Annotated in this window: 15 protein-coding genes; 7 read left to right on the top strand and 8 right to left on the bottom strand. The window is 74.8% G+C overall.

Going from position 1 to position 13715, the window contains the following annotated elements:
• Window positions 1-34 precede the first annotated feature (34 nt).
• Window positions 35-835, top strand: coding sequence for a tetratricopeptide repeat protein (locus tag AB0H75_RS21385; RefSeq protein WP_367798636.1), 801 nt, complete (start codon window positions 35-37; stop codon window positions 833-835).
• Between the two features lie 15 nt (window positions 836-850).
• On the opposite strand, the gene AB0H75_RS21390 is transcribed toward AB0H75_RS21385, so the two are convergent.
• Window positions 851-1210, bottom strand: a complete 360-nt coding sequence (locus tag AB0H75_RS21390; protein ID WP_367798638.1) for a hypothetical protein — start codon at window positions 1208-1210, stop codon at window positions 851-853.
• Between the two features lie 82 nt (window positions 1211-1292).
• On the opposite strand from AB0H75_RS21390, the gene AB0H75_RS21395 reads away from it, so the two are divergent.
• Window positions 1293-1892 carry an alpha/beta family hydrolase gene (locus AB0H75_RS21395; RefSeq protein ID WP_367798640.1) on the top strand — a complete coding sequence of 200 codons (600 nt, stop codon included), beginning with the start codon at window positions 1293-1295 and terminating at the stop codon, window positions 1890-1892.
• Between the two features lie 176 nt (window positions 1893-2068).
• Here the strand turns inward: AB0H75_RS21395 and AB0H75_RS21400 are convergent, their stop codons facing one another.
• Both AB0H75_RS21400 and AB0H75_RS21405 read right to left on the bottom strand, forming a co-directional pair.
• A complete protein-coding gene (locus AB0H75_RS21400; protein WP_242376759.1) occupies window positions 2069-2254 on the bottom strand; it encodes a DUF5999 family protein in 186 nt (61 codons plus the stop codon).
• 197 nt (window positions 2255-2451) lie between these two features.
• The gene (locus AB0H75_RS21405) at window positions 2452-3012 is read right to left on the bottom strand and encodes a TetR/AcrR family transcriptional regulator C-terminal domain-containing protein (protein ID WP_367798643.1); all 561 of its coding nucleotides are present in this window, start codon (window positions 3010-3012) and stop codon (window positions 2452-2454) included.
• A gap of 113 nt (window positions 3013-3125) precedes the next feature.
• On the opposite strand from AB0H75_RS21405, the gene AB0H75_RS21410 reads away from it, so the two are divergent.
• Window positions 3126-3524 carry a hypothetical protein gene (locus AB0H75_RS21410; protein ID WP_367798645.1) on the top strand — a complete coding sequence of 133 codons (399 nt, stop codon included), beginning with the start codon at window positions 3126-3128 and terminating at the stop codon, window positions 3522-3524.
• Between the two features lie 104 nt (window positions 3525-3628).
• On the opposite strand, the gene AB0H75_RS21415 is transcribed toward AB0H75_RS21410, so the two are convergent.
• The 3 genes from AB0H75_RS21415 to AB0H75_RS21425 form a co-directional block, all read right to left on the bottom strand.
• The gene (locus tag AB0H75_RS21415; protein WP_367798647.1) at window positions 3629-5014 is read right to left on the bottom strand and encodes an RNA polymerase sigma factor; all 1386 of its coding nucleotides are present in this window, start codon (window positions 5012-5014) and stop codon (window positions 3629-3631) included.
• A 164-nt stretch (window positions 5015-5178) separates the two neighbouring features.
• Window positions 5179-5592 carry a hypothetical protein gene (locus AB0H75_RS21420; protein WP_367798649.1) on the bottom strand — a complete coding sequence of 138 codons (414 nt, stop codon included), beginning with the start codon at window positions 5590-5592 and terminating at the stop codon, window positions 5179-5181.
• Window positions 5593-5635: 43 nt separating this feature from the next.
• Entirely contained in the window at window positions 5636-6784 is a 1149-nt protein-coding gene (locus tag AB0H75_RS21425; protein WP_367798651.1) for an AMP-binding protein, read from the bottom strand.
• Window positions 6785-6883: 99 nt separating this feature from the next.
• Here AB0H75_RS21425 and AB0H75_RS21430 point away from each other — a divergent pair, with 99 nt between their 5' ends.
• Both AB0H75_RS21430 and menD read left to right on the top strand, forming a co-directional pair.
• On the top strand, window positions 6884-7795 hold the full coding sequence (locus AB0H75_RS21430; protein ID WP_367798653.1) for an o-succinylbenzoate synthase: 912 nt from the start codon (window positions 6884-6886) through the stop codon (window positions 7793-7795).
• Window positions 7792-9456, top strand: coding sequence for a 2-succinyl-5-enolpyruvyl-6-hydroxy-3-cyclohexene-1-carboxylic-acid synthase (menD, locus tag AB0H75_RS21435; protein ID WP_367798655.1), 1665 nt, complete (start codon window positions 7792-7794; stop codon window positions 9454-9456). Before AB0H75_RS21430 ends, menD begins: the two co-directional genes overlap by 4 nt.
• Window positions 9457-9478: 22 nt before the next feature.
• Here the strand turns inward: menD and AB0H75_RS21440 are convergent, their stop codons facing one another.
• Window positions 9479-10375: a 5'-3' exonuclease H3TH domain-containing protein gene (locus AB0H75_RS21440; RefSeq protein ID WP_367799037.1), complete on the bottom strand. Its 897-nt coding sequence runs from the start codon at window positions 10373-10375 to the stop codon at window positions 9479-9481.
• The gene (locus AB0H75_RS21445) at window positions 10375-11571 is read right to left on the bottom strand and encodes a PP2C family protein-serine/threonine phosphatase (RefSeq protein ID WP_367798657.1); all 1197 of its coding nucleotides are present in this window, start codon (window positions 11569-11571) and stop codon (window positions 10375-10377) included. Before AB0H75_RS21445 ends, AB0H75_RS21440 begins: the two co-directional genes overlap by 1 nt.
• A 155-nt stretch (window positions 11572-11726) precedes the next feature.
• Here AB0H75_RS21445 and AB0H75_RS21450 point away from each other — a divergent pair, with 155 nt between their 5' ends.
• Together AB0H75_RS21450 and AB0H75_RS21455 are read left to right on the top strand one after the other, a co-directional pair.
• Window positions 11727-12836 (top strand): M24 family metallopeptidase, encoded by a 1110-nt coding sequence (locus tag AB0H75_RS21450; RefSeq protein ID WP_367798659.1) that lies wholly within the window; start codon window positions 11727-11729, stop codon window positions 12834-12836.
• A 59-nt stretch (window positions 12837-12895) separates the two neighbouring features.
• Window positions 12896-13663, top strand: a complete 768-nt coding sequence (locus AB0H75_RS21455) for a protein phosphatase 2C domain-containing protein (protein ID WP_367798661.1) — start codon at window positions 12896-12898, stop codon at window positions 13661-13663.
• Window positions 13664-13715 lie beyond the last annotated feature (52 nt).

Here is a 13715-nt window from a genome sequence, read left to right on the forward strand (position 1 = left end):
ACCACAGGCCACGCGGCGCCTTGAAGGAGCTCTCTTGACGTCCTCAGAGCTGGCGACCCCGCCCCTCGACTCGCCCCTCGACACCGCCCGGCGCCTGGCCGAGGACGGCGACCTCGACGGCGCCGCGGCCATCCTGCGCGGGCTGGTCGCCGAGCCCGACGGGCCCGACCGGGCCCAGGCCGCCGTCGGGCTCGCGGTGGTGCTGGAGGAGCGCGGCGACGTCGAGGCCGCCCGCGCCGCGGCCCGCACCGCGCTGGCCACCGGCCACCCCGAGTACGCCGCCCAGGCCGCCTGCCACCTGGCCCAGGGCTTCGAGCGCGAGGGGCGGGCCGAGCAGGCCAGGGCCGCCTGGCAGGCCGTGCTGGGCGTCGGCAACCCGGCCTACCTGGCGCACGCCCACCTCGCGCTGGCCCGCCTCGCCGAGAGCCTGGAGGAGGCCGACCACGAGCTGCGGGCCGCCATGTCCGCCGGCGACGAGCAGGTGGCCGCCCTGGCCGCGCGGGAGCTGGCCGACCTGCTGCTGGAGCACGGCGAGCCAGGGCCGGCGGCCGACGTGCTGCTGGAGGCGCTGGAGACCGCCCCCGAGGGCGAGGTGCCGGGGCTGCGGGTGCGGCTCGGGATCGCGCACCTGGAGCTGGCCTGCGCCGAGTTCGCCGGGACCGTGGAGGGCGGCGCCGACGCCCGGACCAGCGCGCTGGCCATCGAGCTGCTGGCCCGCACGCTGCCGCTGCGCGGCCGGCCGGAGGACGCCGACCAGGTGTGGTCGTACGGGCTGGAGCACGCCGACGAGGCGCTGGCCGCCGAGGTGCGCCTCCGCTACCAGCGCGAGCCCTGAGACCTCCGGGGCCGGTCAGCCGCGGCGCATGACGGCCGCCGCGGCGGCCACGTTGATGATGACGATGGAGAGCCAGGCGATGACCAGGCCCTGCAGGCCCGCGCTGCCGCCCGCGATCGCGGTCAGCGGGACGCCGATGCCCAGCGAGCCGAGCGAGATGGGGATCATCGCCTTGGCCGGCACCTGCTCCTTGGGCCGGGCGGGACGGTGACCGGCCGCCCCCGCGCCCAGCTCGGCCCGCACCCGGGCGGCGATGGTCTCGTCGAGGCGGTCCATGAAGGACTCGACGAGCGCGGTCTCGTAGTCGGGGCCGAGGTCGCGGCGGGCGTCGAGGGTGGCCTTCAGGTCCTCGCGGAGAGGGCGCTTGTCCTGCATGAGGACATCATGCCGCCCTCGGCGGCACGCCGTCATCAGACCTGAGGGCCAACACCGCATCCTCCCCAGGTACGGTTCTGCCATGCGGATCACGACCCCGAGGGGGCCCGCCCTGGTGGAGCTGGACGAGGTGGCCGAGCCCCGGCTGCTGCTCGTGCTCACCCACGGCTCCGCCGGGGGAGTGGACGCCCCCGACCTGCTGGCGGTGCGCGACGCCGCGGTCGGGGCGGGGTTCAGCGTGGCCCGGGTGACGCAGCCGTTCCGGCTGGCGGGAGCGCGCGCGCCGGGCTCGCCGGCGCGCCAGGACGAGGCGTGGGAGGCCGTCCTGGCGGAGCTGCGGGCACGCCGGCCCGGCCTGCCCCTGGTGCAGGGCGGGCGGAGCAACGGGGCGCGGGTGGCCTGCCGCACGGCGGCCGCGGTGGGCGCGGCGGCGGTCGTGGCGCTGGCCTTCCCCCTGCATCCGCCCGGCAAGCCGGACAGGTCGAGGGCCGGCGAGCTGCGCGGGGCCGGGGTGGACGTGCTGGTGGTCAACGGCGAGCGCGACCCGTTCGGCGTCCCGGCCGCCGCGGACGCGGCGCGCCTGGTGGTGCTGCCCGGCGAGGGGCACGACCTGAAGCGGGACCCCGCCCGCGTGGGCGAGATCGTGGCGGAGTGGCTCGGCCGCTACGCGCCGGCGGGGTAGCGGCGGCCTCGGGGCGCGAGGGCCCGGACGAGCGGGGCGGGGCCTGACGGAGCCCCGGCGGGGCCGACGGAGCCTCGCGGGAGCCCGGCGGGGCCTGACGGAGCCTCGCGGAGCCTGACAGAGCCTCGTGGGGCCTGGCGCGGCCTGGCGGTCGGCCTGGTGGCCTGGCGGGCCGGTCAGACGGCCACGGGGCGGTGCGGCTCGATGGTGGCGCCGCTGGGCAGGAGCTCCCCGGTGTCCTCGAACAGGACGACGCCGTTGCAGAGCAGGCTCCAACCCTGCTCGGGGTGGCAGGCGAGGGTGCGTGCCGCCTCGCGGTCGGGCGCCTCTGCATCCGGACAGGCCGGGACGTGCGGGCACATCGGCGTGCCTCCGATATCTCGTGGATGCTCCCGTTGTGTGGGGCGGGAGCGGCTCGGGTGGTCTTTCTGGCATGTGTGCGCTGCAGGCACACGTTCCGACACGGCCCGTCAGGGTCGCGGCAGGAGGGTCCCCGTAACGTGTGACCTTCGACACAGCGTGCCTTATGCAGGATAACGGGCCAAGCGCGACACGCGCATCACGTTTGCAAACCCTTGAGCAGAGCGTCGAGTCCGCGCTCGAAGTCCGCATCGGCACGTTCGTCCCGTCTGACCCATTCGTCCACCTCGGGGTCGGCCCAGCCGGACCGCTGGACCTCGACGGCCACGCTGCCGTACACGAACGCGCGCAGCGTGCGCACCGCGTCGGCGGCGTCGTCCAGGCCGCCCTCGGCCAGCTGCTCGACCTGCTCGCGGATGGCGATCAGGGTGGCCCCCTTGGGGGGTTTGGTGAGCGCCAGCGCCAGCACGCCGGGGTGCTCGCGCAGCAGCTCCCGCTCGGCCCGGCACCACGCCCTGGCCGTCTCCTGCCAGGTCGGGCCCGGCTCCACGTGGACGGTGGTGACGTGCTCGGCCAGGGCGTCCATCAGCGCCTCCTTGCCCCGGGGCAGGTGGTGGTAGATGGCCATGGCCTCTACCTGGAGGGCGTCGCCCAGGCGGCGCATGGTGAGCCGGCGCAGGCCCTGGCTGTCGGCGATGTGCAGAGCGGCTTCGAGGATGCGCTCTCGGGAGAGGGGGATCGGTGGTCGCTTGGCGGGCATGAAGATCATCTTACTATGTAAAGGGCGTCGCACCGGGGTGATTTCCGGGTGTGTCGCGCGGAGGCGTACGCTTGGCCGTGCATGACGTACCGGCTGGTGAAAGGGCAGGGTCGATGGCGTTTTTCCGTCCGCGGGTGAGCCGGGAGGCCGAGGTTCGCTACCACGCGGACCAGGAGATCTCCAGGAGCTTCCCCGAGCTGCTCGACAAGGCCAGGCAGGCCGAGCGGACACTGAGGGAGCTGCGGGCCGCGTCGGCCGACGAGATCGAGCTGCTGGCGGCGGGGCGGGCGTTCGACAAGGCGCTGACCGAGGCGCTGCGGGCCGCCGAGGCGGGGCAGCGGGCCACCTTCGGCGTCAAGGCCTACGACGACCGCATCGCGCGCCGCAAGGCCAAGGCGACGCCGGCGGGGCGGGAGTGGACGGCCGAGGTCGACCGGCTGCGCACCCTCCGCGAGGAGAACCGCCTGTGGGGCATGCCGCGCGTCCCGCGCCCGGTGCCCGCCACCCGCTGATCCCCGGCCCGGGGCTGATGGCCCGGGGCTGATGGCACGGAAAAGGGGCCCGGCCACCACGTACGGTGACCGGGCCCCTTCCCGGTGCCCCTGCCTGCCCGGGCTCAGCTGGCCCAGTCGAGCAGCGGGCGGGTGTTGCTCGGGTGACGCAGCTTGGACAGCGACTCCTTCTCCAGCTGGCGGATCCGCTCCCGGGTCAGGCCCAGGTACTTGCCGATCTCGTCCAGGGTGTGCGGCTTGCCGTCCACCAGGCCGAAGCGCAGCGCCATGATCTTCGACTCGCGGGGCGAGAGGTTGTCGAGCACGCCCCGCAGCTGGTCGCCCAGCAGCTGGCGGTCGACGATCTCCGACGCCTCCGGCGAGTCGACGTCCTCGATGAGGTCGCCGATCGTGGTCTCGCCGTCCTCGCCGATCGTCGCGTTCAGCGAGATCGGCTGGCGGCTGGTGCGCAGCAGCTCCTCGATCTGGTCCGGGGTCTTGTCCAGCTCGACCGCCAGCTCCTCGGGCGTGGGCTCGCGCCCCAGGCGCTGGTGCATGTCACGCTCCACCCGCGACAGCTTGGAGAGCATCTCCAGCACGTGCACGGGCAGCCGGATCGTGCGGGCCGAGTCGGCGAAGCCGCGCTGGATGGCCTGCCTGATCCACCACATGGCGTACGTGGAGAACTTGAACCCCTTGGTGTAGTCGAACTTCTCCACGGCCCGGATGAGGCCGAGGTTGCCCTCCTGCACCACGTCCAGCAGCGACATGCCGCGGTCGGTGTACTTCTTGGCCACCGAGACCACCAGCCGCAGGTTGGCCTCCAGCATGTGGTCCTTGGCGCGCCGGCCGTCCTCGACCACCATGTGCAGGTCCTCCTGGACCTCCGGCGGCAGGTCCGGATGGGTCTCCAGCTTGTACTCGGCGTACAGGCCGGCCTCGATCCGCCGGGCCAGCTCGACCTCCTGGGCGGCGGTCAGCAGGGTGCGGCGGCCGATCGACTTCAGGTACGTGTGCACCGAGTCGCCCATGACGGACTGCGTGTCGTCCAGGTCGATCTGCTCGGTCTCCAGCTCGGCCTCGTCGAGCACGAGGTCGTCGGGTACGTCCTCCTCGTGCTCCGGCTTGGCCTCGGCGGGCACCAGGCTCCTGGCGTCGGCGGTTTTTGCCTTGGCCGCCTTGCGGCCGGTAGCCTGGGATCGCGAGGGCGAAACCTTCTTCGGAGCACCTTCCTCTTGCTCCGCGGCAGGCTTCGTCCGGGCGGTCCTGGGCTGGGCGCTCCTCCGGGTCTTTCTGGGGGCGGTCTTGCTGAGAGACGGCTCGTTCTCGGCGGCCAGGCTGACCCCGGCCTCCGAGAGCTCACGCAGGATCGTGCGGCCCTCTGCGGGGCTGACACCGGCTTCGGCGAACGCGTCACGCAGTTCCGCCAGAGAAAGGTGACCCTGGGAACGTCCTCGTTCTATCAACTGGTCTAGCGTCGCGGGCGAGGTAGCCACGGCGGTTCTGGGCATGAGGACACCTCCTCCGTACGGAGTAAGCAGCAATCAGGCAGGTTGTGGCGGGGCGGCTTCGCTGTCCGCACGGCGCACCAGTATCAATAACGCCAATCCGCGCCATTTGTTCCCGACGGAGATGAATTACCGGAAAGGGCCTGGGTTCGGGGCCCCCGGGGCGGTCATTCGGTGATGTGGAACGTCCCGCTCTCCGTGACCGCCGGCATCGGCATGGGCTCGGCGTCCTCCATGCGGTCGTCGCTCCAGTACTGGAGGACCTTTCCGGGGTCGGGGTTGACCTCTTCGGAGACCACGAGGCCGTCGTCCTCGGCGGCCTGCTGGTCGGGGGCGGACTGCTCCTGCTCCGGACGGCCCGACGGCGACGTGCCGTCCGCCGCGGCCCCGTCGTCCGCCGCGCCCCCGCCGGTCACCGCGCCCCCGCCGGTCACTGCGGCCCTGTCGTCCACCACGGCCCTGGTCTCCCCGGCCGCCTGGTCGAGCCTGCCCGCCGAGGCGGCCGCCGCGATCGAGACGCCTCCGGCGACGATGACGCCGACGACTGCCGCGGATGCCCACATCTTGCGGGTCTGGTCCATGAAGGCTCCCTCCTTCTCCCCACTCTGACGCAGCGGCGCGTCGTCAGGTTCCTGCCTTGAGGCCGACCAGATCGGTCTTGCCGTTCGGCAGCAGGGGCAGCGCGGGGACGACGCGCAGCTCGCGGGGAGCGGCGTAGGCGGGCAGCCTATCGCGGCAGTACGCCCGCAATTGCTCAAGCGTGAGGGGCGTGTCGGGGGTGGCGGGCACCACGACGGCGGTGACCCGCTCGCCCCACTCGGGATCGGGAACGCCGATCACGGCCACGTCGGCGACCTCGGGATGGGTGGACACCACGGCGGCCACGGCACCGGCCACGACCTTCTCGCCGCCGGTGTTGATGACATCGTCGGCCCGGCCCAGCACCCGCAGCCGCCCGCCGGACAGCTCGCCGAGGTCGGAGGTGACGAACCAGCCGCCGTCGAACGGCGCGCTCTCGCCGGAGCGGTAGCCGGAGAACAGCACGGGGCCGGCGATCCTGATGCGCCCGTCCGCGCCGATCTTGAGATCTACATTGTAAAGGGGCTGGCCGTCGTACACGCAGCCGCCGCAGGTCTCGCTCATCCCGTACGTCGTCACGATCCTGGCGCCGAGCTCCCTGGCCCGCTCCACCAGGCCGGGCCGGGGCGCGGCGCCGCCGAGCAGGATCGTCCGGAACACCGACAGGTCGGCCTCCAGCTCCACCAGCCGGTGGAGCTGCGTGGGCACCAGGGAGACGTGGTGGGCCCCCGACTCCAGCACCGCGCGCGGGTCGAAGCGCGCGTGGATCAGCGGCTCGGTGCCCGACAGCAGCGCGCGCACCAGCACCTGCAGGCCGGAGACGTGCGCGACCGGCAGGCAGCACAGCCAGCGCTCGCCCTTGGACGCCTCCAGGCGGCGCAGCGAGGCCGCCGCGGAGGCGCGCAGCGCGGTGGCCGACAGCATGACGCCCTTGGGCGCGCCGGTGCTGCCGCTGGTGGCGATGACCACGGCCACGTCCTCGGGCACTCCGGCGCCGCCGTCGAGCGGGACGCCGTCGGCGTGGGTGGGGCGCAGCGAGGCGACGGCGGCCGCGGCGGGCCCGCCGGGCGCCAGCGGGAGGACGGCCGGTCCTGTGCCGTCGAGCGCCGCGCGGACCGCCGCGAACAGGGCGGGCCCGGGAGGCTGCACAATGGCATGCAGCGGGCGGTCCGGATGCGACGGGTTCCTCCACATGCTCGTAAGGTTAATGGCGACAGGTCGGACAGGTGCGCAGGGAAGCGGGGGAGGGTCGTGGCGCGTTCTCCCGAGGCTCCCGAGGCTTGCGGGGCTCCGGTGGTCTTCAGGATCCCGATGCGGACGCGGTTCCGGGGGCAGACCGCCAGGGAAGGGGTGCTGCTGCGCGGCCCGGCGGGATGGGGCGAGTTCTCCCCGTTCCCCGAGTACGGCCCGCGCGAGTGCGCCCGCTGGCTGGCCTGCGCGCGGGAGGCGGCGTTCGAGGGCTGGCCGGAGCCGGTGCGCGAGCGCGTCCCGGTCAACGCCACCGTGCCGGCGGTGGACCCCGAGGAGGCGCACGCGATCGTGCGGCGCTCCGGGTGCGGCACGGCCAAGGTCAAGGTGGCCGAGCGCGGGCAGGGCTTCGGCGACGACGTGGCCAGGGTGGAGGCCGTGCGCGACGCGCTCGGGCCGTCGGGCAGGCTGCGGGTGGACGTCAACGGCGCCTGGAGCGTCGAGGAGGCCGTCTCGCGGCTGAAGCGCCTGGACAAGTTCGACCTGGAGTACGCCGAGCAGCCGTGCGCCACGCTGGAGGAGCTGGCCGCCGTGCGGCGCGCCTGCGACGTGCCGATCGCGGCCGACGAGTCGATCCGGCGCGCCGAGGACCCCCTCCGGGTGCGGGCGGCCGAGGCGGCCGACGTGGCGGTGGTCAAGGTGCAGCCGCTGGGCGGGGTGCGCGCGGCGCTGCGGGTGGTGGAGGCGTGCGGCCTGCCGGCCGTGGTCTCCAGCGCGGTGGAGACGTCCGTGGGGCTGGCCGCGGGGCTGGCGCTGGCGGCGGCGCTGCCGTCGCTGCCGTACGCGTGCGGGCTCGGCACGATGTCGCTGCTGAGCGGCGACGTGGTGGACGACTCGCTGGTGCCCGTGGACGGCGCGCTGACGGTCCGCCGCCCCGAGGTGAATTTTCAGCTTTTGTCGGCATTTGAGATTGAATCCCCCCAGTGGCTTCGCCGGATGCAGGAGGCGTCACGTTGAACCCCGCCACCGCGCTGGCCACGGTGCTGATCGACGAGCTGGTGCGCTGCGGCCTGACCGACGTGGTGCTCGCCCCCGGCTCCCGCTCCGCCCCGCTGGCGCTGGCGCTGCACGCCGAGTCGCGGGTGCGCCTGCACGTGCGCATCGACGAGCGCTCGGCGTCCTACCTGGCGCTCGGGCTGGCCAAGCGCGGCGAGCGGCCGGTGGCGCTGATCTGCTCCTCCGGCACCGCCACGGCCAACTTCCACCCGGCCGTCGTCGAGGCCGCAGAGGCCGGCGTCCCGCTGCTGGTCCTCACCGCCGACCGGCCGCCCGAGCTGCGCGGCACCGGCGCCAACCAGACGATCGACCAGATCAAGATGTACGGCGCCGCGACCCGCTGGTTCGCCGAGGTCGGCGTGCCCGAGGACCGCCCCGGCCAGGTCGCCTACTGGCGCTCGCTGGCCTGCCGCGCCTACCAGCGCGCCGCCGGCCCCGCCGACCCCGGCCCCGTCCACCTCAACCTGGCCTTCCGCGAGCCGCTCGTCCCCGACGGCGACACCGGCTGGTGCGAGCCGCTGGACGGCGCCGCCAGCGGCCCCTGGGTACGCGCCCGCGTGGCGCCCCCGCCGATCGCCCTGCACATCCCGCCCACCCGGCGCGGCGTGCTCGTCGTCGGCGACGGCGCCGCCAACGTGCGCCGCTACGTGGCCGCCGCCGGCATGGCGGGCTGGCCGGTGCTGTCGGAGCCCAACGGCGGCGCCCGCTACGGCGACCACGCCATCTCGACCTACCACTACCTGCTGGGCACGCCCGAGTTCGCCGACGCCCACCGGCCCGACGTGGTGGTCACCCTGGGCCGGCCCGGCCTGTCGCGGCCGCTGCTGTCGTGGCTGGGGCGGGCGGGCGAGCACATCGTGGTGGCCCCCGACCTCGACCGCTGGCCCGACCCGACCCGCTCGGCCACCCAGGTCGCGCAGGCCGTGGAGATCCCCGTGGCGGCCGGCGACGACAGCTGGCTGCACGCCTGGCGGCACGCCGAGCAGGCCGCCAGGGCCGCCGTGGACGAGGTGCTGGACGCCTCGGGCACCAGCGAGCCGCGCCTGGCCAGGGACCTCGTGGACGCGCTGCCCAACGGGGCGCTGCTGTTCTGCGGCTCCTCGATGCCCATCCGCGACCTGGACCAGGCGATGCGGCCGCGGCGCGGCATCCGGCTCATGGCCAACCGGGGGGCCTCCGGCATCGACGGGCTGGTGTCCACGGCGATGGGCGCGGCGCTGGCGCACAACGGGCCGTCGTACGCGCTGCTGGGCGACCTGACGTTCCTGCACGACCAGAACGGGCTCATCCTCGGCCCCCGCGAGCCGCGGCCCGACCTGTGCCTGGTGGTGGTCAACAACGACGGGGGCGGGATCTTCTCGCTGCTGCCGCAGGCCGCCGTGCGCGACCCGTTCGAGCGGGTCTTCGGCACGCCGCACGGAGTGGACCTGGGGTACGTGGCGGCGGCCACCGGGACGCCGTACACGCTGGTGTCGGACATCGCGGACCTGCCGAAGGCGCTGCGCGGCGAGGGGCCGCGGGTGGTCGAGGTGCGTACCGACCGCGAGGAGAACGTGCTGGTGCACGCCCGCCTGCGCGAGGCCGCCCAGGAGGCGGTCCGCGCCGCGCTGAGCGCCGCCTGACCGCCCCCCGGGCCGGCGGTTCTCAGCGGCCCAGGGCGGTGAGCAGGCGGTTGAGCGGGCTGTCCAGGTTCCAGCGGGCGGCCAGCGCCGCCAGGGCCTCCGGGTCGCGCGGCTTGACCGGCACGGCGAGGTCGGCGTCGGGCAGCGGCGCGTCGCGGGCGACCTCGACGACGGCGGGCGCGGCGCGCAGGTAGTCGCGGGCGGCGGCCAGCTTGGCGCGGCTGCCGGCCGGGAACCCCTCGGTCGTGCCCGCGTCCAGGGCCTCCAGCAGCGCCGGCAGCGAGCCGAAGCGGGTGATGAGGGCCGAGGCGGTCTTCTCGCCGACGCCCGCCACGCCCGGCAGGCCGTCGCTGGGGTCGCCGCGCAGGGTGGCGAAGTCGGCGTAGCGGCGGCCGGGCACGCCGTACCTGCCGGTGACGAACTCCTCGTCCACGATCTGCAGGTTGCGCAGGCCGCGCGCGGTGTAGAGCACGCGGACGGGACGGGAGTCGTCCACGAGCTGGAACAGGTCGCGGTCGCCGGTGACGATGTCGACCGCGCCGCGGCCCGCCCGGTGGGTGAGGGTGCCGATGACGTCGTCGGCCTCGTAGCCGGGCGACTCCAGGCGGGCGATGCCGACCGCGTCCAGCACCTCGTTGATGACCGTCACCTGCGGGACCAGCGCCGCCGGGACCTCCTCCTCGTCGCCCTGGGCGACCCGGTGCGCCTTGTACGTCGGGATCGCCGCCACCCGGAAGGCCGGCCGCCAGTCGGCGTCCATCGTGGCCACCAGCCGGGCGGGGGAGTGGTCGCGCACCAGCGTGGCGATCATGTCGATGAGCCCGCGCACCGCGTTGACCGGCGTGCCGTCGGGAGCCGTGACCGACTCCGGCACGCCGTAGAAGGCGCGGAAGTAGAGGGACGGGGTGTCCAGAAGCATCAGCACCCGCCCAGTATGCACACTCCCAGCAGGCAGGCGTCGTCCTCCGGGTTGGGGCCGCCGATGTCGGCCAGCAGCTTGTCGAGCCCGGACTCCAGGTCGTGACCCGGCACGGCGCCGGCCGCCGCCAGCACCAGGTCGAGGCCGACGCCGAGGTCGCGGGTGCGCCGCTCGACCAGCCCGTCGGTGAACAGCAGCAGCACGTCGCCGGGCCGCAGGCGGGTCATCGCCAGCTCGTACGGCCGCCCGGACGTGGCCCCCAGCAGCACCCCCCGGGGCGGGTCCAGCCGGGTCGCGACGCCGTCGCGCACCAGCACGGGCGCCGGATGCCCGGCCTGGCTCCAGGCGAACACCCGCGTCTGCGGATCCAGGTGGCCGATGACGGCCGTGGCGGTGGTGGTGTCCTTGAACCGGTGCAGCACCAGCTCGTTGAGCCAGTCGAGCAGCTGGTGCGCGGGCCGGCCGGTCATGGCCAGGCCGATCAGCGCGTGGCGGAGCTGGGCCATGTGGGCGATGGCGGGCAGGCCGTGGCCGGAGACGTCCCCGACGGCCAGCAGCAGGCGGCCGTCGGGGGCCGGGGCCGCCTCGAACCAGTCGCCGCCCAGGTTCGCGGTCCGCTCGCCGGGCACGTAGCGCACCGCGACCCGCAGGTCCGGCAGGCCGGGGCAGCGGGCCGGGCCGGGCAGGATCGCCTCGCGCAGCGCCAGCATCACGTGGCGCTCCTCGGCGGCCCGGTCGCGCGCCTCCAGCAGGCGGCGGCGCGAGTCGGCCATGATGCGCTCGGCGCGGCGCAGGCCGGTGACGTCCTGGATGACGCCGTGCAGCCCGGACGGGCCACCGGCGGCCATCAGGGGCTCCAGCACCACGCGCACGTCGCGCAGGTCGCTCCAGTTGCCGCCGCGGCGGATGCGCAGCTCGGCCTGGACCGGCTCGGCGCCCCGCAGCGCGGACCACAACAACCGGTCGAGCGTGGCCGCGTCGGCGGGCTCCACGTGCTCGGCCAGCCCGGGCAGCGCTATGGGGCCGTGCGCGGGGTCCCGGCCGAAGATCGTATAGACCTGGTCGGACCAGATCGTCTCGCCGGTGTGGAAGTGCCACTCGGCCCAGCCGAGGTTGCCGAGCCGCTGCGCGTGGGTCAGCCGGGCGGCCAGCGTCTCCGCATCCGTCTCCGGCCCGAGCAGCCCCGCCGCGCTCATGACGTCGACCATAATCTCACTCTCAAAGCGCAGTGGATCTGGACAATTGTTCTCACACTACGTGATCAGCAAGGAACGGAGTGTAGTGCTCCGAGGGGGCGTGGTGAGAGCTTTCCGCGGATTTTAGAAGGGCCCGGCGCGAGTAGATTGGGCCAGTGACGTCCTCAGACTTGTATCCCGTGTCCCGGCTGGCCGCCGTCCAGGAGGCCGCCGCCAAGGGCGGGCTCGACGCCCTGCTGCTCACGCCCGGCCCCGACCTGCGCTACGTCAGCGGCTACGACGCCAAGCCGCTGGAGCGGCTGACGTGCCTGGTGGTGCCGGCGGCCGGCGAGCCCTACATGATGGTGCCCCGCCTGGAGCTGCCCGCCGCCGAGGCCTCGCCCGCCTCGCGGCTCGGGCTGGAGTTCGTGGCCTGGGACGAGACGGACGACCCCTACGCGATCGCCGCGGCCCGGCTCGGCCGGCCGGCGAAGGTGGGGCTGGCCGACCGCATGTGGGCCATGGCGTCGCTGCGCTTCCGCGAGGTGCTGCCGGGCACCGAGCAGGTGCTGGCCGGCAGCGTGCTGCGAGAGCTGCGGATGCGCAAGTCCCCGGCCGAGGTGGCGGCGCTGCGCGAGGCGGGGGAGGCGATCGACGCCGTCCACCGCCAGGTGCCCGGGCTGCTGCGGGCCGGGCGCACCGAGCGCGAGGTGGCCCGCGACATCGCCGAGGCGATCCTGGCCGCCGGCCACGCCACCGTCGACTTCGTGATCGTCGCCTCCGGGCCCAACGGCGCCAGCCCGCACCACGACGTGTCCGACCGAGTCATCCAGGCGGGCGAGCCGGTCGTGGTCGACATCGGCGGCCAGCTCCCCAACGGCTACTGCTCCGACTCCACCCGCACCTACAGCGTCGGCGAGCCGCCGGCCGAGTTCGCCGCTTACTACGAGGTGCTGCGCCAGGCCCAGGAGGCCGCGTGCGCCGCCGTGCGGCCCGGCGTGTCGTGCGAGTCCGTCGACGCCGCCGCGCGCGAGCACATCGCGGCGGCCGGCCACGGCGACCACTTCGTCCACCGCACCGGGCACGGCATCGGCATCGAGACGCACGAGGAGCCCTACATCGTGGCCGGCAACGGCGAGCCGCTGGAGCCCGGGCACGCCTTCTCCGTCGAGCCCGGCATCTACCTGCCGGGCCGGCACGGCGCCCGCATCGAGGACATCGTCGTGTGCACCGAGAGCGGCGGCGAGCGGCTCAACAACACGCCGCGCGAGCTGGTGGTCGTCTGAACGGCTCCGGCCGGCGCGCGCCGTCACCCGGCGGCCCCGCGCGGACGGGCCCCGCGTAGGTGTTCGCCGACCTCGCCTGCGCCACCAGCCCCGGCTCCCCCGGGCGCCCCAACGAGGACCTGATGATCGCCGGGCCGTCGTGGGCGGTCGTCCTCGACGGCGCCACGGCGGCCGCCGGGGTCGACAGCGGGTGCGCCCACGACGTGCCGTGGCTGGTGGCGTGGCTCGGCGGGGCGCTCGCGGCCCGGCTGTCCACCGGCGCAGCGGCCCCGCTGGCCGCGATCCTGGAGGCGGCCATCGCCGACACCGCGGCGGCGCACGGCGGCGGCTGCGACCTGGGCAACCCCGACTCGCCGTCGGCGACGGTGGCGATGGCGCGGATCGCGGGCGGCCGGCTGGAGTACCTCGTCCTGGGCGACTCGCCGGTGCTGCTCGCGACCGCGGGCGGCGGGGTGCGGGTGGTGGCCGACGACCGGCTGGAACGGCTGCCGGGCGGGCGGCCGTACTCGCTGGAGCTGGTGCGGCGCCTGCGCAACGCGCCCGGCGGGTTCTGGGTGGCCGCCGCCCGCCCCGAGGCCGCCGCCGAGGCCGTCACCGGCGCCGCCGACCTGCGGGAGGTGCACGCGGCCGGGCTGTGCACCGACGGGATCACCCGGCTGGTCGACTGGTACGGCTGGACCTGGGACGACCTCGCCGCGGCGCTGGAGGAGCGGGGGCCGCGGGCGGTCATCGAGGCGGTGCGGGCGCGGGAGAGCGCCCAGGGCCCGGTGCGCGGCAAGACCCACGACGACGCGACCGCCGTGTGGGGGCGGTTGACCGTTCCGTGACCGGGCCGTGACGTTCCGCTGGTATCTGTGGCCGCCGCCGGGACTCTTCCCT

It is taken from the genome of Nonomuraea sp. NPDC050783 (genome assembly GCF_040802095.1).
Lineage (GTDB): Bacteria > Actinomycetota > Actinomycetes > Streptosporangiales > Streptosporangiaceae > Nonomuraea.

What these genes read in the sequence shown, in the direction of transcription:
- AB0H75_RS21405 (WP_367798643.1), bottom strand. Translation starts at nt 3,012, where the DNA reads ATGCCCGCCAAGCGACCACCGATCCCCCTCTCCCGAGAGCGCATCCTC.
- AB0H75_RS21415 (WP_367798647.1), bottom strand. Translation starts at nt 5,014, where the DNA reads ATGCCCAGAACCGCCGTGGCTACCTCGCCCGCGACGCTAGACCAGTTG.
- AB0H75_RS21440 (WP_367799037.1), bottom strand. Translation starts at nt 10,375, where the DNA reads ATGCTTCTGGACACCCCGTCCCTCTACTTCCGCGCCTTCTACGGCGTG.
- AB0H75_RS21395 (WP_367798640.1), top strand. Translation starts at nt 1,293, where the DNA reads ATGCGGATCACGACCCCGAGGGGGCCCGCCCTGGTGGAGCTGGACGAG.
- AB0H75_RS21410 (WP_367798645.1), top strand. Translation starts at nt 3,126, where the DNA reads ATGGCGTTTTTCCGTCCGCGGGTGAGCCGGGAGGCCGAGGTTCGCTAC.
- AB0H75_RS21425 (WP_367798651.1), bottom strand. Translation starts at nt 6,784, where the DNA reads ATGTGGAGGAACCCGTCGCATCCGGACCGCCCGCTGCATGCCATTGTG.
- AB0H75_RS21400 (WP_242376759.1), bottom strand. Translation starts at nt 2,254, where the DNA reads ATGTGCCCGCACGTCCCGGCCTGTCCGGATGCAGAGGCGCCCGACCGC.
- AB0H75_RS21390 (WP_367798638.1), bottom strand. Translation starts at nt 1,210, where the DNA reads ATGCAGGACAAGCGCCCTCTCCGCGAGGACCTGAAGGCCACCCTCGAC.
- AB0H75_RS21420 (WP_367798649.1), bottom strand. Translation starts at nt 5,592, where the DNA reads ATGGACCAGACCCGCAAGATGTGGGCATCCGCGGCAGTCGTCGGCGTC.
- AB0H75_RS21445 (WP_367798657.1), bottom strand. Translation starts at nt 11,571, where the DNA reads ATGAGCGCGGCGGGGCTGCTCGGGCCGGAGACGGATGCGGAGACGCTG.